Annotated in this window: 13 protein-coding genes and 1 other annotated feature; of the genes, 7 read left to right on the forward strand and 6 right to left on the reverse strand. The window is 39.4% G+C overall.

What is annotated here, in order from left to right:
- Nucleotides 1-394: 394 nt before the first annotated feature.
- The 4 genes from DV702_RS14310 to DV702_RS14325 all read left to right on the forward strand — a co-directional run bounded on the left by DV702_RS14310 (nt 395) and on the right by DV702_RS14325 (nt 7,126).
- Nucleotides 395-1,921, forward strand: a complete 1,527-nt coding sequence (locus DV702_RS14310; RefSeq protein ID WP_114925349.1) for a GGDEF domain-containing protein — start codon at nt 395-397, stop codon at nt 1,919-1,921.
- A 263-nt stretch (nt 1,922-2,184) separates the two neighbouring features.
- Nucleotides 2,185-3,159, forward strand: a complete 975-nt coding sequence (locus tag DV702_RS14315; RefSeq protein ID WP_114925350.1) for a proline dehydrogenase family protein — start codon at nt 2,185-2,187, stop codon at nt 3,157-3,159.
- A 186-nt stretch (nt 3,160-3,345) separates the two neighbouring features.
- The gene (putP, locus tag DV702_RS14320) at nt 3,346-4,827 is read left to right on the forward strand and encodes a sodium/proline symporter PutP (protein ID WP_114925351.1); all 1,482 of its coding nucleotides are present in this window, start codon (nt 3,346-3,348) and stop codon (nt 4,825-4,827) included.
- Between the two features lie 1,069 nt (nt 4,828-5,896).
- Nucleotides 5,897-7,126, forward strand: coding sequence for a PucR family transcriptional regulator (locus DV702_RS14325; RefSeq protein ID WP_114925352.1), 1,230 nt, complete (start codon nt 5,897-5,899; stop codon nt 7,124-7,126).
- A 73-nt stretch (nt 7,127-7,199) separates the two neighbouring features.
- Here the strand turns inward: DV702_RS14325 and DV702_RS14330 are convergent, their stop codons facing one another.
- The 6 genes from DV702_RS14330 to DV702_RS14355 all read right to left on the reverse strand — a co-directional run bounded on the left by DV702_RS14330 (nt 7,200) and on the right by DV702_RS14355 (nt 14,474).
- Nucleotides 7,200-8,426, reverse strand: coding sequence for a dicarboxylate/amino acid:cation symporter (locus DV702_RS14330; protein WP_114925353.1), 1,227 nt, complete (start codon nt 8,424-8,426; stop codon nt 7,200-7,202).
- A 107-nt stretch (nt 8,427-8,533) separates the two neighbouring features.
- The gene (gene dapF, locus DV702_RS14335; protein ID WP_114925354.1) at nt 8,534-9,391 is read right to left on the reverse strand and encodes a diaminopimelate epimerase; all 858 of its coding nucleotides are present in this window, start codon (nt 9,389-9,391) and stop codon (nt 8,534-8,536) included.
- A 32-nt stretch (nt 9,392-9,423) separates the two neighbouring features.
- Nucleotides 9,424-10,437, reverse strand: coding sequence for a D-cysteate sulfo-lyase (locus DV702_RS14340; RefSeq protein WP_114925355.1), 1,014 nt, complete (start codon nt 10,435-10,437; stop codon nt 9,424-9,426).
- Between the two features lie 908 nt (nt 10,438-11,345).
- Complete coding sequence (locus DV702_RS14345) at nt 11,346-12,722, reverse strand: alanine/glycine:cation symporter family protein (RefSeq protein WP_114925356.1); 1,377 nt, start codon at nt 12,720-12,722, stop codon at nt 11,346-11,348.
- 394 nt (nt 12,723-13,116) lie between these two features.
- Entirely contained in the window at nt 13,117-13,980 is an 864-nt protein-coding gene (locus tag DV702_RS14350; RefSeq protein WP_114925357.1) for an anti-sigma-V factor RsiV, read from the reverse strand.
- Nucleotides 13,977-14,474 carry an RNA polymerase sigma factor SigV gene (locus DV702_RS14355; protein ID WP_114925358.1) on the reverse strand — a complete coding sequence of 166 codons (498 nt, stop codon included), beginning with the start codon at nt 14,472-14,474 and terminating at the stop codon, nt 13,977-13,979. Before DV702_RS14355 ends, DV702_RS14350 begins: the two co-directional genes overlap by 4 nt.
- A gap of 414 nt (nt 14,475-14,888) precedes the next feature.
- Here DV702_RS14355 and DV702_RS14360 point away from each other — a divergent pair, with 414 nt between their 5' ends.
- The 3 genes from DV702_RS14360 to DV702_RS14375 all read left to right on the forward strand — a co-directional run bounded on the left by DV702_RS14360 (nt 14,889) and on the right by DV702_RS14375 (nt 19,478).
- Nucleotides 14,889-16,133: an S-layer homology domain-containing protein gene (locus DV702_RS14360; RefSeq protein WP_114925359.1), complete on the forward strand. Its 1,245-nt coding sequence runs from the start codon at nt 14,889-14,891 to the stop codon at nt 16,131-16,133.
- A gap of 507 nt (nt 16,134-16,640) precedes the next feature.
- Entirely contained in the window at nt 16,641-17,528 is an 888-nt protein-coding gene (locus DV702_RS14370; protein ID WP_114925361.1) for a stalk domain-containing protein, read from the forward strand.
- Nucleotides 17,529-17,596: 68 nt separating this feature from the next.
- Nucleotides 17,597-17,833 (forward strand) — a binding site (T-box leader).
- A gap of 55 nt (nt 17,834-17,888) precedes the next feature.
- Entirely contained in the window at nt 17,889-19,478 is a 1,590-nt protein-coding gene (locus DV702_RS14375; protein ID WP_114925362.1) for a 2-isopropylmalate synthase, read from the forward strand.
- The last annotated feature ends 18 nt before the right edge of the window (nt 19,479-19,496 follow it).

Below are 19,496 nucleotides of genomic sequence, written 5' to 3' on the forward strand. Positions count from 1 at the left end.
ATAACCTTTTGGGTATCTGTGCGTGAAACTATCATGTTTCTTACACAGATACCTTTTTCATAGCCGCTATTCCTTCGCTCTTCGATATTTCCATGTAATTCTGATAGTCTTACTTTAACTCTATAATCATTTGTGAAAATAGTGAATCGACTATGTAATTTCCTCATCAAGTAAGCATTCAATAACTTTTACTCAAATTTTATCATTGCTTTACCTTTATCATTCACGTAATAAAATGATACTTTAGTCTTTATTAATATACTATATTCACTATACGATACGAGTGCTATATACCTATTGCGCTAATAGAATTTTACCTGTAAAAGATTAAGATAGGAGTGATTTAAAAAGGGATTTTATATAGATGTAATTACGAGGGGAGCGCAATACATATATGGAGTTAAACGAGGCACTACTACTTTTACTAACGCATGGATTACCCATTTTGTTTTTGACATATATGGCAACAGATATACTCCTTCGTAATAAAAGAAAAACAGAGCACGTGCTATTAAGTCTTATTGCTTGTTGCTTTTTATTATTATTTGTAGAAGAGTTTGTGAGAAACCAAGTCTCTATAAAATATAGTCCTATTCTTTCTTCTCTTTGGTTAAGTAGTGTTGGATCTATTATTCCTGCATTGTGCTTTCACTTTATTATTAAATTTACAGGTTTACATGCTAAATGGCCGCGTTTTCTATATCCGTATATCTTTTATATTCCTTTGATCGTAGTGGTCATAAATATTTTTACAGGTGCCGAAATAATATATACGGAAGATTTTTTTGAAGTCGGAATGTGGAAATATCCTAGTTACAACGAGAGTTATTATATAGCGATGATCGTCAGTACTATAATAGATTGTATGTTTTTACTTCCTTTATGGATTGCAAAATCGAAGACGAAATTGGTAGAACAGCAGGCGATTTATCACCAATTATTAATAGGAGTATGTGTGGCAATTGCACTAAATATTATATTAGGCTTTTTTCCATACATAAATATATTACCGCCTTATCCTTATATATATGCGGGTATCGTTTGGTGTTATTTCCTTCGACGAATTATGAAAAAGTATGATTTTTTGAATTTATACGATAAGCGCTATGAAAAGTTGTTCCAGTTAAATCCTAATGCCATTTTACTTCTTGACTTTCATGGGATAATTCATGAAGCCAATCCTGCAGCAAAACAATTACTTGATCGTTTGAACCTTTCGCAAGAACAGTTATTTTCAGTGCTAAGCGAAGACTTGAAGAATCAGCTTATGAAAGAAAGTCAAATTAAAGATTATGCGTTAAGTATTGAGACCAATGATGTAGAATTTTCATTACTTGTACATGCAGATTATTTACTGGTAGAGAATCAGATGCACATTCTTTTACTTCTTCACGATGTCACGCTACAAAAGCAGTATCAAAGAGAAATCGAGTTTCTTGCATATCATGATGCGTTAACTCGGCTGCCTAATCTCCGATTGTTTACTAAACATTTAGAAAATGCGTTAGAATCGTCTGCAAAACAACAAAAAACACTTAGCTTGTTTTTGCTAGACGTTGATAATTTCAAATGTTTAAACGACACGTACGGCCATCAAGCGGGAGATGAATTGCTTCAAGTGATAGCACGTATATTGCAGCATGCAGTAGATGATATAGGGGAAGTTGCACGACTGGGCGGAGATGAATTTGTTTTATTTTTACGAGACGTACATTCTAGCCAACAGGAGCGATTTATTGAAAGTGTGAAATCGTCGTTCTTACAATATATTTCCAGAAATTATTCAGACATACCAGTTTCACTTAGCATGGGTGTCAGTCAATTTCCTGAAGATGGAACAGATGGACAGACGCTTATCCATTATGCAGATCAAGCTATGTATACCGCGAAGCGAAAGTATAAAGTAGAAGTTTTGGGTTAGATAGGAGAATACAAATAGCCTACTACATGCACTGCGCACGTAGTAGGCTTTTTTTATATACGATCCAGCCACGTTTTCTTCATAAATAATAAAACAGTTCCTTAACAACTGTTGTCACTTTCCGACAAACAGAGCGGTTTTTTCTTGTCGCTTGTAGCCATTGTCATCAGTCTTTTGTCGGGTGTACAATAAAGTAGGAAAGCGGTTACATACTAAACACACTTAATCAATACTATAAATATATTAGCGAGGGAGATAGCATCATGCCATTAGTAAAAGATTTTTTCATCGGTTTATCTAAAAACCAATTATTGAACAAAGCAGCGAAGACATACGGTTTAAAACTAGGTGCACAAAACGTCGTAGCAGGAACGACAATTGCTGAAACGATTGAAAGCATTAAAAAACTAAATGCTCATGGGATTTCTTGTACAGTGGACAACTTGGGTGAGTTTGTTTTTGAAAAAGAGGAAGCGATTAAAGCAAAAGAGCAAATTCTCCAAATGATTGAAGCGATTCATACGGAAGAAGTGGATGCTCATATTTCATTGAAGCCTACACAACTAGGACTTGATATCGACTATGATTTCTGTTTAGAAAACTTGACGGAAATTGTGAAAAAAGCAAACGAGTACGATATCTTTATCAATCTGGATATGGAAGATCATCTCCACTTACAGCCGTCGTTTGATCTTTTAGATGAGTTGTCAAAAACATACGATAATGTAGGAACAGTTATTCAAGCATATTTTTATCGTGCAGAAGATGATATCGAAAAGTATAAAAATTTCCGTTTGCGTATTGTAAAAGGTGCGTATAAAGAGACGGAAGAGCATGCGTATCAAACGAAAGAAGAAATTGATGCGAACTTTATTCGATTGATCGAATGGCATTTACAACATGGGAAATTTACATCGATTGCGACGCATGATCATCATGTCATCAATCATGTAAAGCGATTCGCTAAAGAACATAATATCCCGAATGAACAATATGAATTCCAAATGCTATACGGATTCCGTAAAGAACTTCAATTGCAACTAGCGCAAGAAGGCTATAACTTTACGACGTATGTACCGTTTGGAAATGACTGGTACGGCTATTTCATGCGTCGCTTAGCTGAAAGACCGCAAAACTTGAATTTAGTTGTGAAACAAACATTTACAAAAAAGAATAATGTATTGATTGGCTTAACGGCAGGGGCATTTTTACTTGGCAGACTTACGAAGAAAAAATAATATGGATATCTCGAGATTTATACTGTGGATGTTCAAGGCGAATTAAGACTACAGTAGAAGTATTATGTAATTGAATTAGAGGCTGTCATGAATCTATCGCTTGCGTGACAGCCTTTGTTTTTCAAAATATTCTGTATTAACTATGTTATAGTGTAGTTAATATTAAAAATAGAAAGGAGTTTCGCTATGTCCAATGAAATGTATCAGTTAATCGCTATTGTTGTGTATATGTCTGCCATGATTTTTATCGGTTGGTATGCGTATAAACGTACGTCTAATCTGACTGATTACATGCTGGGGGGGCGTTCACTCGGACCTTTAGTTACTGCACTAAGCGCAGGAGCTGCAGATATGTCCGGTTGGTTATTGATGGGACTTCCAGGTGCTATTTTCATGAACGGATTGGTCGAGACGTGGATTGCGATCGGTTTGACACTTGGTGCGTATTTAAACTACGTTCTTGTTGCACCTCGTCTGCGAGCGTATACACAAGTTTCAGGGGATTCCATTACAATTCCGAGTTACTTGGAGAGTCGTTTGAAAGACAAGTCCCGCTTGCTTCGTATTGTTTCAGGTATTGTTATATTGATTTTCTTTACATTTTACGTTTCTTCTGGAATGGTAGCAGGAGGGAAATTTTTCCTTAGTTCATTTGGTTTGGACTATCACGTTGGGTTACTGATTGTTTCAGCTGTCGTCATCTTTTATACGCTGTTCGGCGGATTTTTGGCGGTCAGCTATACCGACGTCGTGCAAGGCGTTATTATGTTCTTCTCCCTATTGCTAGTTCCGATTTTTGGTCTCTTTCTGACAGGTGGTTTTCAAGAAACAACACAAAGTATTCGTGCAGTAGATCCGCAATTGCTGAACTTTGTTTCGGGGGCTTCTTTCCTCGGTATCTTATCGGCAGTAGCGTGGGGTCTTGGGTACTTTGGTCAACCACACATAATTGTTCGTTTCATGGCTATCAGTTCAGTGAAAGAAATTAAAAAAGCTAAGCGCATCGGTATTGGTTGGATGATTTTGAGTTTGTTTGGAGCGGTAGGAACGGCACTCGTCGGTATCGCGTACTACCAACAAAATAATACGACACTTGCAGATGCGGAAACGGTATTTATCGTGCTCGGTCAGATCCTTTTCCACCCGTTCATCGGCGGGGTAGTATTGGCGGCTGTTTTAGCAGCTGTTATGAGTACGATTTCATCCCAACTGATCGTAACATCTTCTGCTTTAATCGAGGATTTATACAAAGCAGTAATTAAAACAGATGCATCAGATAAGCAGTATGTTTTCTACGGTCGGATGGCAGTATTGATCGTTTCGATCGTGGCGATGTTCTTGGCATGGCCGAATAACGAATCAATTTTGAGCATCGTGTCGTTTGCTTGGGCAGGATTCGGAGCCTCATTTGGACCAATCATCTTACTTTCATTGTATTGGAGAAAGATTACGGCAAAAGGAGCGCTTGCAGGTATTATTGCAGGAGCGGTTACAGTCTTGATCTGGGGAAATATCGACATACTTAAAACAACATTGTATGAAATTGTACCAGGTTTCATTATTTGTTTCGTCGTTACGTATGTTGTCAGTTTGCTGACGTATCGTCCGAATGCGGAAATCGACAAAGAGTTTACGGATGCGATGGAGTTATTGCAGAAGGATAAATAATATATCAAATCTGTTGTTTATTCGAAGGAACGAATTGGCTTTTGGAAATGAGATGCTTTTGACTAGGGTAAGGGAGTTAGTGTTCGTCCAGAAGTTGGAGTGGAGTAAGTGACTTCTCCTTTGCAGTAAAGAAAAATAGTGTACGTGTGAGGATTCTCCCTACAGAACCGGACGCTTTCCTGAGGGTGCGCGGCGGACTCGCCAGAAGTGCATTGGCGATTACGCCTGTCGCACTGATCCTCCAGGAGTCGCCGGTTCTTCCGGGAGAATCCTTGAGGTTGTGTCGGGAAGTCAGTTGGTGTTCGTCCATAAGTTGGAGTGGCGGAAGTGACTTCTCCAGTGCAGTGCAGAAAAGTAGTGTACGTGTGAGGATTCTCCCTACAGAACCGGACGCTTTCCTGAGGGTGCGCGGCGGACTCGCCAGAAGTGCATTGGCGATTACGCCTGTCGCACTGATCCTCCAGGAGTCGCCGGTTCTTCCGGGAGAATCCTTGAGGTTGTGTCCGTAAGTCAGTTCGTGTTCGTCCAGAAATAGAGTATGGTAAGTTCTGCTTCCTAAACTGTGTGGTGAAGCTTTGGATTGCCTGAGTGAATGCATATAGAGTCATTGCTTTTTCAGCTCAGTTCATCGAAACAGTCATAGTAGCTAGTAATACGTCACCACTTTTTAACTATAAAAACTATCGCATTGTATCAGACAAGTCTATTTACTTGGTCTTTCACTACCTACAAAGAGTGATCAACCTGTCTTGCACACACTAAGTATGGCTTGCGCTGGAAGACGATCGACTCCGGGAGGATTAAGGACGACAGGTGTAACCCGCAGTGCACTTTTGCGGGGTCCACCGCGTCCCCTCCGGAAAGCGTATCGTCTGGAAGCGCAAGCTGCATGACTCTTCAAGTCAGCCTTACCCCATTTTACATAAAGCAACTGTTCTCAACTTATATAGCAAGCGAAGTAACGGGTGAATGACCTGTTGCTTCGCTTTTTTCGCTTAACTATACACATTCTTCAATTCGCAGTATGATGGAAGGTGAATACAGAATATGCAGTAAAGGATGAGCCCCCATGAGCGAGTTAATGAAAAAACTACAGAATATGACCGACCTAGACGATATTGCCGAACTCATGAGCATATTTCTTCAAAAACCTATTATTATTGAGAACAAACAATTTTCCTTATTGGCGTACAGTTCACAACAAATCGAGTTGTTTGATGACGCGAATAAGTCAACGATATTTACGAAGCAGTGGCCCCTTTCAATAGTAGAGGCATTTATGGACGCCGGTATCATTCATCAATTGGAAACTGTCAAGGGACCTTTTCGTGTACCGCGCATGGAAAGCATTGGTCTCAATCCACGTACGGTAGTGAGCGCCACATATAACGGTCGTGTCTATGGCTATATTTGGGTTCGTGAAACAGATGGACCGTTACCAGATGAACAGCTTACCTTTTTAGATGAAGCTTCTATTCATATAGGACGACTGTTACATCAGGAAAGCCACCTGAAAGAGAGAGAAGAAGAAAAGACGACTCGTTTTTACAAGAAGTTGTTAGACCATACATTCCAAACAAAAGAAGAAATTACGAAAGAAGCTGCTTTTTTACCTGGCACGCTTCCAACTTCACTCGCAGTGGCAATGTTTTCTCTTTTGCCAGAAGACGAAAAAAGAGTAGCTGAACTGCTAGAAACCACTTCGCTATTCATCAGTGCGCTTAATGAACAGGCGGTGTTATTTACAGATGGATTGTCTATCGTGTGCATAATGGGTACCAGTTCTTCTCCCGCTGATCTATCGACGACGATGGAAAGACTTGTGCGTACAGTGCTCAATCAGTTCAAATCACTTTCTATCTACGCGGGGATTGGAGAAGTATATAATGGTCTGCATCAACTTAGAAACAGTTATGTAGAAGCTCAAAAAGTAATACAGACAGCAAAATTTTTAGGAGATGCTTCTACAGTTCCTGTCTTATACCGGAAGCTCGGTGTCCTACGTCATTTACAAACTATTTCAGAAGCTGTTGAAGAAGAGCATTATGTGAATAAAGATTTACTAATTCTTCAACGTAAAGATCAAGACAGTCAAGCTGATTTATTGCGTACTTTGGAAGTGTATTTAACAGCGCATTGCCGGATTAAAGCTGCAGCAGACGAACTGTTTATTCATACCAACACGTTAAAATACCGGTTACGACAAATTATGCAATTGACTTCTATCACTTTCGATGATTTTAACCGTAATTGCCAGCTGTATATTGATTTGCAATTAATGAAAAGTAAAAACAAATAACTAATAATGTACAACGTGAAAAACTCCGTATCCAGTCAACCGTGGATACGGAATTTTTATAGTGCTCTATTTATTACTCTACACTTGTTTGATCGATCCAGTCTTTTCCTTCCAAGTGTCGTGTGACCAGCATACTTGCGACTGTATCACCCGTAGAGTTTACCATCGTAGCCGGAGGGTCAACTACTACTCCGATTGCTGAAATGATAGGAAGTGCCTGTATTGGCAAGCCGTAAAACGTTACGATCACCATCTCGCCGATAAATCCGCCACCTGGAATCCCACTCATTACCACACCTGATAATAAGGCAATTGCAATCGCGGTTAGGAATGTACTGATTCCAGTGAACTCCATATTAAACACGCCAAATACGAAAGCGATTTTCAAGATGGCTGATAAACAAGACCCGTCCATGTGAATCGTTGCCCCAAGCGGTAAGACGGTTTCACGAATATCTTTTGGTACCCCAATCTTTTTCGCTGCTTGTAAGTTGATTGGCATAGCCGCAAAACTACTTCCTGTTCCGAGAGCCGTAGCTGCTGGTGCTAAAATGTTTTTCCAAAAGCGAGTAACTCCTTTTTTTCCGCCTGCAATAAACGCATATAGTGTAAATCCAATCGCAAAGTATAAAATAGCTACTGGGTAATAAAGAATAAATGCCTGTGCGTAATCACCTATGAGCTCGCCGCCAAAATCACCAATTAATGCCGCGAAGTAAGCTCCTAACCCAATAGGTGCATAGTACATAATCAACTGGATAACTTTCATGAAAATTTCAGAGCCACTTTCTAAAAATCGCGCAAACGGTCTCCCGGCTTCACCCGACAAACCAGTAGCAGTGCCCAGAATGACGGAAAATACAATCAGTGCCAACATGTTTTTACGAGAAAATAATTCAACAAAGTCAGGAACAGTAAACGTGTTCACAAGTTGATCTGCCAAAGCAATTTGCTCTACGTTTTCTGGTGTTTCTAGAGGAATAGAGACGCCAACTCCTACAGGAACTAAAATAACAGCCGCTAACATCGTAATAGATGCGAGTATGCCCGTAATAATGAATACAGTCAACATAGTCCCCATAATTCTTCCTAGCCTTTTTATACTGTCCATATTAGCAACTGCAGACGCAATAGAGAAAAACACGAGAGGTACGACGACCATGAATAGTAGGTTTAAAAACAAGTCCCCAAACGGTTTAATAACACTTGCCTTTTCACCAAAAATTAATCCAATAATGGATCCAATAATTATTGAAGATAATAAAATGAGGGGAAACCTGTAGGCTTTTAATTTACTCAATCTATAACAGCTCCTTTTCTTATGAAAGTACTTATAGTTGTTTGTTACAGCTGATATATGTAAGGTGATGGATCTTTCCCCATCATAGCTTCGTCAAACATATTACCTCATTCATTCCAATAAAAGATTCCTTCTGCAGTTGTTTCGGCAGGACCTTTCATCAAAACATGGCCAGTAGTATCCCATGTAATGTGTAAATCTCCACCGCTTAAATGGACGGTAATTTCAGCATTTCTTTGTACAAAGCCGTTTAAAGTAGATGCAATAACTGCTGCACAGGCACCTGTTCCACAAGCTTCAGTAATGCCTGAGCCTCTCTCCCACACTCTAAAGTTTATTTCCTTGTCAGAAACAATCTCAACAAACTCGACATTTGTCCGTTCAGGGAAGCGTGGATCTTCCGTGATCAAAGAACCTAATTTCTGCAACGGTACCTCTTCAATAGCATCTACGAAAAAGACAGCATTTGGATTTCCTATAAATACTGCAGTTATTTGAAGATGATGTTCGGCTATTTGGAAGTCTTCTCCGATTACTTGATCATTGCTTGGACCGAGCATAGGGATTTGGCTTCTTTTCAATAGGGGAGGTCCCATATCGACTGTCACTTGTTCCACCATTTCCCGGCTCCCGAGCACTTCAGCCGTAACAAGTGCAGCTTTTGTTTCTATTTGAAATATCTTGTCTTTGACGAGATGGTTTTCGTATGCGTACTTTGCTACGCAACGTAAGCCGTTGCCGCAACTTTGTCCTTCTGAGCCATCTTTATTAAAAATTCTCATTCCGACATCTGCTACGTCGCTTGGATGGATGAGAATGAGCCCATCTGATCCAATTCCTGTATTCACGTTAGAAATATCTATTGCTAGTTTTTGAAAGATTGATTCATGAAACGTATGTGTAAACAAGTTAAGGTAAATATAGTTGTTTCCGATGCCGTGCATTTTTGTGAATGGGATAATCATTACAGATCCTCGCTTTTAGTCGGTAAGAGTAGTTATAGTACAAACAAGTCATCGTTAAATAATGTATGGTTTGCGTAGAGAGAAGGAGAGCCTCCCGTATGGACGAAAAGCACGTTCTGATCTTTCGTAAAGACGCCTTTTCGAATCAAGTCTATGAGACCAGCCATCACTTTACCAGTATACACTGAATCTAATAGTATGCCTTCTGTTCTCGCAAGCATTTGTACAGCTTCTATCATGCCGTTAGTTGGAATTGTATAGCCTTCACCAACATACTGGTCATAACAATGCACACTATTTGCAGTAATGTCTTCTGGTATCTGTAGAAAACGGGTTGTCTTCTTTACTAACTCTATAATCTTTGGAACTTGTGTTTCATTAGGTCTGGAAACGTTAATGCCAGTTACTTTAATCGGTGCGCTGTTCCCGTTAAAACCGACGATCAAGCCGGCTTGAGTACCACCGCTACCACTTGCAACCACTACGTGATCCATTACAAGATTGCTGTCAAACGTTTGTTGGAGTATTTCTTGTGCACATGCAACATACCCGACAGAACCTAACTCATTGGATCCACCAACAGGGATTACATAAGGGTTCCGACCTGCAGCTGTTAAGTCTTCACTCACTTTGTTCATTTCTGCGTTCAAATCTGCACCGTGATGCACTATTCTAATCTGCTCTGCTCCAAGTAGTTTGTACAATAGATTATTGCCGTTAGCATCGGGATTATAAGAAGTGTCTACACCTTCCTCTAGTATGAGATGGCATTTCAATCCCTCTTTCACAGCCGCGGCTAACGTTAGGCGGCAATGATTTGACTGTAGGGCCCCGCACGTGATAATTGTATCTTTCCCTTGCGCTATCGCATCTGCTAGTAAAAATTCCAACTTTCTTGTTTTGTTTCCACCACCCGCAAGGCCTAGCAAATCATCACGTTTAATGTAGATCGTTGGTCCGCCTAATAGTGTAGACAGTCGATCTAACTTTTCAATAGGTGTATGCCCGTGTGTATAACTTCTTCTAGGTAATTTCGACAATAACATGTAAAAAAATCATCCTTTCAATCTTTTTATAGTGCAATACATAAGCTAGTACTTTGCTTCAGGTAAGTGAACTGACTATAGAAATATGTATTTTCAAAATCATCACATAGTTAAAAACGTCTGTCAACGTTCTATTACTATATAAGTTGCATTAAAGGCTTTAGAACATTCGCTTTATTAAGAAGGCCTAAACGGAACACTACTTCTATCCAAGCCTGTTGATTAACTATATTATGTATAATTCACTCATTGATTTATCTAAAAGTGATTTTGACTATGGCGATTGAATAGAGTAAGGCTGACTTGAAGCGGCCTCCGCCACGGCGAACCTCTCGGAGTCGATCTCAGGAAAATGTCCGGTTCTGTAGGGAGAATCCTAATGAGTACATACTCTCTACAACTACTCAATAAAAGCACCTAATTTACAAAGGTCAACTCCTTTCTTTGGATGATTAACAGGCTTTTTGACATATAAATGATGAATGGAAATCTTGGTATATAAAAACTGTGGCTGTCCAACAAGTCCCTAAAATAAACCAGGCAGAGAAAAACGATTCGTTTTCTCTGCCTGATTTTGGTTTATAGTCGTTCATAGTTGAAAGTAGCCGGCGGATGCCCGCTACTTTCAACAGATTTTCTATAGAAAAAGTGAGCTGTTCTGTGGTATACTGTTCGTAATAATCTTTGGATTGCGCATAAAAATCGTCCTTTCGTAGAGTGGGTTTGGTAACTTTATTCTACTAGAAAGGGCGATTTTTTTGTACCTATTGAAGCAAGACATCGAGTGGAACGGAAAGGAACGGCGAAGAGAAGATTCTTCTATTCGTTTCATGGGAAAAAGGGCTGTCACAGAAACTCAGTTCTCACTGACTTTCTGGACAGCCCCAGTTTTTTTAAACATGCATATATTACGTAGTTTTTTTATTTTTACGTTCTTTTGGATAGACATTCTTAAAGTAGTCGTCTGTGATTTCACGTACTTTACCACTTAAGAATAGAACAGCAATTACGTTCGGTACGACAACGATCGCTAACAGTAAATCCAGGAATTGCCATACGAACTGCAATCCACCAAGCGCACCTACAACGATCGCGACGATGTAGACGCTTCTCATCACTTTTGAGAAGCCGAGACCGAATAAAAACTCTGCTTGCTTTTCACCGTAATAGACAATGACTACAATAGTAGTAATGACGAATAAGAACAATACGAGTGAAATGATCATACCGCTAAGTGTTGCGCCAAATACTGTGCTATAAGCTTCAGTTACCATCGTAGACGCCTGATCGGCATCTACTGCCTTCCAAACACCTGTCGTTAAAATGACTAGAGCTGTCATTGTACAAACGATTAGCGTATCAACTACAACTTCAAACACTCCCCAGAATCCCTGTTTTGCTGGGTGATTATTGACTGCAGCGGAGTGTGCAATAGGTGCAGTACCCATACCGGCTTCGTTGGAATATAGTCCACGAGCAAGCCCCCAGCGAATAGCTGCTGCGACACCAGCTCCCGCAAAGCCACCAGCTGCAGAAACAGGCTGGAATGCATACGTAAAGATTAATCCGAAAGCAGCAGGTATTTCTGTCGCATGGAATCCGATAATAATAAGAGCTGTTACGATGTAGATAACAACCATCGCGGGGATCAAGCGCTCAGTCACCCGTCCGATAGCTTTAATACCGCCAAATGATACGAGACCTACTAGCAAGGCAACGAACAATCCTGTGATCAGTGGAGACCAGCCAAATGCTGATTCAATTGTCGTCGCAATAGAATTCGATTGAACCATCGTACTCGCAATAATTTCAATCATAAGAGCGAAAGCGAAAACATACGCAACTTTTTTCCAACCTAGTCCTTTTTTGATGTAATACATCGGCCCGCCGACATAGTTTCCTTCTTTGTTTTTCTCCCGGTATTTAATACCAAGAACGACTTCCGAGTATTTCGTTCCAATTCCTACTAAAGCGACTAGCCACATCCAGAAAATCGCACCTGGACCACCTAAAGCGATCGCTACAGGCACTCCGACTATATTCGCTGCACCCATTGTAGAGGCTAGAGCAGATGTTGTAGCTTGAAACGGAGTGAGCGTTCCGTCACCTGCACCCTTTGATAAAATTTTCCCGAACGTTTGACGAATAATGTGTGGCATATAAATAAATTGAAAAAAGCCAAGACGAATCGTCAGGAAAATTCCGCCGCCAATTAGTAAGATGATGATGGGAAGCCCCCATATAAAATTGGACGTATTTTCAACCCATGTTGTAAACGTTTTCATCTGATTGAACTCCTTTGTCTGTTTGGAAAGATCCAAACGTCTAGTTGTATGTGTCGACTGCCGAGCTTGTTCCTCTACTATATTAGTAAAGCGGTAGTGATGTTGTCAACAGAATCTAGAAAACTTTTAAACTATTTACGAATAATTATTTATTTATTTTTTTATAAAAATTAAGATTATTCAGTCTTGAGTTGACTTCTTTTTTCTTAATAATTACTGTACAAAGACAGGAATTAATACTATTCAAAATAACTTTTATTCTGATTTGATTACTCATTGTCTATAGTGGAAAATAGCCGACCATTTTTATCGGTCAACAAGCTAATTGTTTTCATAAAAAGAAAGGCCGTTACAGAAAATCAGACCCTGCTGATTTTCCGAACAGCCCCTTTAGTTAACGGATATAAACATCGCTTACTAGTAAGTCTTTTAGAATCTCAGATGGAATTTCAAATTCTACAGGCCCCATGAGACCAGCAGCAACTTCATATTCATCGAATGAAATGACCAATGTGTGATGCGCTGTAATATAAAAATCTTGCTTGGCATCAATAGAAGTTACATAGGCATCGGGTTCATCCATCGGATAGTAGATCAAATTGGGATCCCTAGCCATTTGCCGTTTCATATCCTCTGAAATGTAGGAAGTAATTACGTCAACATACTGGTCGTCTATAAAAAGGCTAGGCAATGTAAGCAACACATGATTTTGTTTATCAATGGTGTCATGCTGAATAGATTCAGTCGCAGAACCGGCTGTGCTCACTTCATAGCGCGCGATTGAAAAGATTTGATCGGTTTCCGTTTTTATTTCATAACTTGTATCCACTCCAAAATAGCCTTCGGTTTCTTCAGACATCTGTTGCTCGAACTGTTCAAAAAGCTTTTTGTTTTCCTCGATATATTTTTTGTTTAAGAAATTTTCCAATTGTTTATCTCCTACACCCGATAGTGCGGGAACATGTAACTCGGCCTGGAAACGTTCTTCATCGACGGTATACGTTTGGATGGTGAAAACCTCCACAATCGGTCCCACCACAGGGAGGTGAATCATAGATTGAGCAAATGCAGGGCTTACGTTAATACTTCCGATGAAAAGAGCAGCGGCAGCAACCGCACTAAGCGATACTCGTTTAAAAACAACGTGCTTCTTCCTCGAATTTTTCGCTTCTAAGATGGCGGCACTCACAACATTCTCGAGTTCAGGTGGAATTTCTATCTCATCATAATTCTTCTTCAACCGATAAACGTTTTTCATGCAGTATACTCCTCTCCTACTACTAATCGTAATTTTTTAAGTGTTCGATAGAGCTTAGTTCTAATGGTGTTTTTATTTTCATTCAGTATGATGGCGACTTCATCAATTTTCATATCCTCAAAAAATCGTAGAATGATTAAAGATTTCTCAAAAGGATCTAACCGATTAATGGCATTTTGTAAATCAGTATTAGATGGCTCGTTTTGTACATGGGGAAGCAATGTATTAAGAACAGCATCTTCCGTTACAGTCATTCGCTTATGTTTACGTATAAAGTCTATCGCTGTATTTACAAGAATTCGATAGAACCATGTTTTTAAAAATGAAATTTCTTTCAAACCATGAATGGACTGTAATGCTTTGACGATAGAATCTTGCACAATATCCAGTGCATTTTCTTTATTTCGTACATAACTATACGCCAGCCGATAATGTGTTTCCTGATTTTCAACTAAAAATGATTCGACCAGTTGAAATTTTTCTTTTGTTGTCATGATAAATATTCACCTTCTCCATTTTTCATCTTTCCGTGCGTTCATCTTACTCATTTGACGGCTATGTAACGTAAAAAGTTTTGATTAAAAAATATATTTTTTACTTATTGTGGAACGTAGTTGTCATGTACTATACTACTTTAAAGTATTAGTTATTGGGAGGGTGTAGCATAGATTACAAAGCTACTACTATTGTATTTAGCGTAGGTTGCTATGTAATATCATCAAAAGTAAGAAACCACTTCATAAATATATTTGTAATGATTTTATGAAATTTTATACGAGCACGAGTGAAAAAGGTGAGGAAGTAAGAATTTTTTAAGTATCAGTATTTATACTTGAAATCTATCTGTTGGTAACGTTTGAAATGAGTAGATGAGTCATTAATGTAAAAAAACAGTAGGGGGAATAGAAATGAGAAATTTTTATCGAGCGGTGATTGTATTATTACTTCTTATCAGTTCTGCAGTAGCATATGGATCGACAAGTCAAGCGGCAGAACGCGAATTCAGTGATGTGCCGAAGCATCACCCGAACTATCGGGCGATCCATTACATGCATGAGAAAGGCTATATCGGAGGATTTGAAGATGGTACGTTCCGTCCGAAAGAGCCGATCACTCGCAAACATGTGGCTAAGTTATTAGACAAAGTATTGGATTTACCGCAACCTAAAAAAGAACAAATTGACTATATAGACGTGCCAAAACATCATCCGTACTATACTTCTATTATGAAGTTAACGGCTGCCCAAATAGTTGGTGGTACGAGTGAAACGTTTAATCCAAATGCTCCTATTACACGTATTCAGATGGCCAAAGTATTGGATATAGCATTCGATCTTCATATGACGAAGCAAAACTCTTTTTTTGATGTCTATCTTGATCATTGGGGCTATGCTCATGCTAATGCAATGTATGCTAGTGGAGTATCTAAAGGGGCAGATGGTCATTATAAACCGAATGATTCTGTTACTCGTGCGCATTATGCGGAATTCCTGTATCGAGCGATGGAAGTGAAAAAAGCTCGTCCGTCTACAGATAAAGTGACGAAAGGAAAGGCATGGGATCTATCGAATCGTCTACCGCATACGATCGAAAGAATTCTACGAGAAGGGAAAGAAAAAGGTCTTCCGTTTGAAGAGGTTCGACCTAATCTACTGAAGTATGCAACTGCAGAATTTACAGATGATGTGCTGAAAACATATTATCCGAAGGCTTGCGCGAATTGCCACGCTCCGCTGTTTCCTTATTTACGAATAGAACCACTTGTACGTTTTCAATTTACACAACCTGATGTGAATTCATTAAACGTAAAAACTGTAGAGTTTCGCAATGGCGTGACTGGTGGTGGATTCGTCAATTATACATTTAAAAAACAACATTCTAAGTGGAAAATGGCGAAGTCTATATATACTATGGTAGGAAAAAATAATTTCGAATTAACTGAAAAAGAAGCGATGATTGTGATCAAAGAAGAGTATCTTTCAACCGGTTATGATGAAGTAATCGTAAAGTTAGTGAAGAAGGAAAAAGAAATCGAACTCGATCCAGTAACGGATATACCGTATACATTTGATAAGTATATTTTTAATGTGGAGACGAACTATGGACGCTTTAGAATTTCGTTCAATTCCGCGGATGGTTTGTCGTATCAATAAGACTAAGTAAATTTAAACCTGTTTATTCACCAAATTATATAAATCATTCATTGATTTACTTAAAAGTGAGTTTAACTACGGCGGTTGGATAGAGTGACGCTGACTTTAAGAGTCTTGCAGCTTGCACTTCCAGACGATACGCTTTCCGGAAGGGACGCGGCGGACCGTCAAGCGCAGCGAGAAGGAGCACATCTTTGCACTTGACAGGCGTAATCGCCAATGCACTTCTGGCGAGTCCGCCGCGTCCCCTCAGGAAAGCGTCCGGTTCTGCAGGGAGAATCCTAAAGCGTACACTCATTATCTGCACTGCAAAGGAAGAATCCTAACACCTACACAATCTCTACAACTACTCATCAAAACACTTAATTTCCAAAAGCCCATCCTTTTTTAGATAATCAACAAACTTGAATGAAATTGAATCTTTTTCAAAAATAGCAGCGCATAAGTTGTAACTTCTCTTGCGTTCATCCGACTACTTCTATGAAATGAAAAAAGGAGTGGATTTTCATGAAAATGAATAAAATCGTGCCATTTGCATTGTCTGCATTGCTTATCGGCAGTGCGGCAACAACGGGTGAAGTGTTTGCGAACGAAGGAGTGAGTTCCGAAGTGACATCAGATGAAAAAGCTTTTATTAAAGTAGAGGGAACGATTGAAAACGTAGAAAAAAGCGAAGATGTTACGCTGTATACGATCAAGCAAGGAGAAGAAACACCGATATTGGCCGTCACGGAAGATACACTTATTTTTGATAATACAGGAAAAAAGGCAGAGTTGAAAAAAGGGGATACCGTGTCGGGTTATACAGATGCAGATAAGCCGATGATTCTCATTTACCCACCGCAATACAGCCCAGAAGCAGTGATCGTAGAAAAGACTACGGATGCTACGGCTGTTGTCGGGATGTTCGATGATGAGCTGATAGATCCACATTTAAAACTGCAGTTGACTATCGATGATAAAACGGAATTGTCTAGTGTTTCGGGTAAAAAAGTAAAGACGGAAGACTTGAAGGGGCAGAACTTGCTCGTATTTTACACAGCCACTACAAGAAGCATTCCTGCACAGACTACTCCTGAAAAAGTGATAGTATTGGATGGAAATACCGTGGACGAAGATGCGAGTGTAGAGCAAATCATCGAGTCGGACCATTATATAGTCGATGGAGTGAAAATGGTTCCTTTACGTCTGATCGCTGAAAAACTAGGCTATGTAGTGGATTCAACAGGTGAAGGTGCGATCATTTCAAAAGGAGCTCCATCGTATACTATTACAAGAGGGCAGAAGGAATATGGCTACAATAAATCCCTTCAGAAGTTTGAAGTCGCGCCTGACTTGCTAGAACCAAAAAAGACATATGTACCAGTAGAGTTTGTCGATGAACTGAAAAAATAGTTTGCAGATTTTTTGAAAAACAGTTGACATAGCAAAATAAACATTGTAATATTGCATACAATATATCAGTTCAGACGAAGAACGGAACTAGTAGAAATGATTCGTGTTTTGTAGAGAGTCGATGGGTGGTGAAAATCGACAGACACACATTTTGAACTCATCCGTGAGTCACTCCCTGAAAGTTATAAGTAAGGGATGTCGGTTTCCTCCGTTATCGGGATAGACAGTGTTGGCTGTCGACAAGTGGATTTGTTGTAGTGACAAATCAATTAGAGTGGTACCGCGAGTTCAACCTCGTCTCTATATTTCGATATAGAGGCGGGGTTTTTATATTTTTTCAAAAAAAAGGAGTGCAATGAGATGAGTAGAAAAATTTGGGTGTTTGATACGACGTTACGTGATGGAGAACAGGTACCAGGAGCTAAACTAAATCTTTATGAAAAAGTAGAAATCGCTCAACAATTAAAGAAGCTAGGCGTCGATATTATTGAAGCTGGATTTCCTGCGTCATCTCAAGGTGATTTTGATGCGGTGAAAGCGGTTGCTCAAAAAGTGGGTAACACAAACGACATTATGATCACAGCCCTTGCACGTGCAGTACAAGCAGATATTGACTCGGTTTATAATGCGGTAAAATATGCTGAAAATCCGATGATTCATATGGTGCTTGGAACTTCTGATATACATGTAGAAAAGAAATTTAATAAATCAAAAGATCAAATTCTGCAAATTGGTGTGGATGCGGTGAAGTACGCAAAAACATTACTACCACAAGTCCAGTACTCAACGGAAGATGCATCGCGTTCAGAATTTGAATATTTATGGCATACGATTGAATCAGTCATGAAGGCTGGAGCTACTATGATCAACGTTCCTGACACAGTAGGCTTTGCGGAACCTGAAGAGTTCGGGGCGATGATTTACAAACTAAACGATCGCATGAAAAACTTGAATCCTGACGTATTGTTAAGCGTTCATTGCCATAATGACCTAGGAATGGCGACAGCGAATACACTGGCTGCGGTGAAGAATGGTGCAGATAAAGTGGAATGTACGATTAACGGTATTGGGGAACGTGCAGGGAATGCGGCTCTTGAAGAAGTAGTGATGGCTTTGAAAACAAGAAGCTCGGTATATAACGTTGCAACGCAAATCAACACGAAAGAAATTATGAATACTTCTCGTCTCGTATCAAGCTTTATGGGTCTTGATGTGCAAGTGAATAAAGCGATTACTGGAGATAATGCTTTTGCTCATTCTTCGGGTATTCACCAAGATGGTCTATTAAAGTCTAGAGATGCGTATGAAATTGTACACCCTGAAGATGTAGGATTGGATGATATGGAATTGATTTTGACAGCACGTTCGGGTCGTCATGCGGTGAAAAATGCGCTTGGAAAATTAGGATTTGCTGATTTAGGATCAACTGCTTTTGAAGGAATTTTCAAAGGGTTTTTAGCATTGGCTGACGTAAAAAAAGAAGTGTATGATCATGATTTATATGTAATTGTGGAAAATTACTACGAAAAGCATGGGGAAGACGACAATACAACGAACTATAGTGATCATTTCTTTGAGTTTGAAGATCTGCAAGTGATTAGTAACTCTAGCTTCCCTTCAGCGAGTGTGAAAATTCGTAGAGGTGAGGAAACTTTCAAAGCGAGTGCGGTTGGATCAGGCCCGATTGATGCGTTGTATTCAGCGATTGCTGATATTACAAAGATCCCTGTAAAGCTAGTGGAGTATGATATTAGTAGTGTATCACGAGGGAAAGATGCGTTAGGTAAAGTAAAGATTACGATTGAACATGAGGGTGTTAAATACGTAGCCAAAGCTGCGGATACGGATATTTTAAAAGCTAGTGGATTAGCTTATATGAACGCGATCAATAGCGTAATTGTAGATAGTATTAAGGAAACGACAAAACAACTAAATGCAGTGATAGGGTAATTACGCATATAAACAATA

The organism is Sporosarcina sp. PTS2304 (genome assembly GCF_003351785.1).
Taxonomy (GTDB): domain Bacteria; phylum Bacillota; class Bacilli; order Bacillales_A; family Planococcaceae; genus Sporosarcina.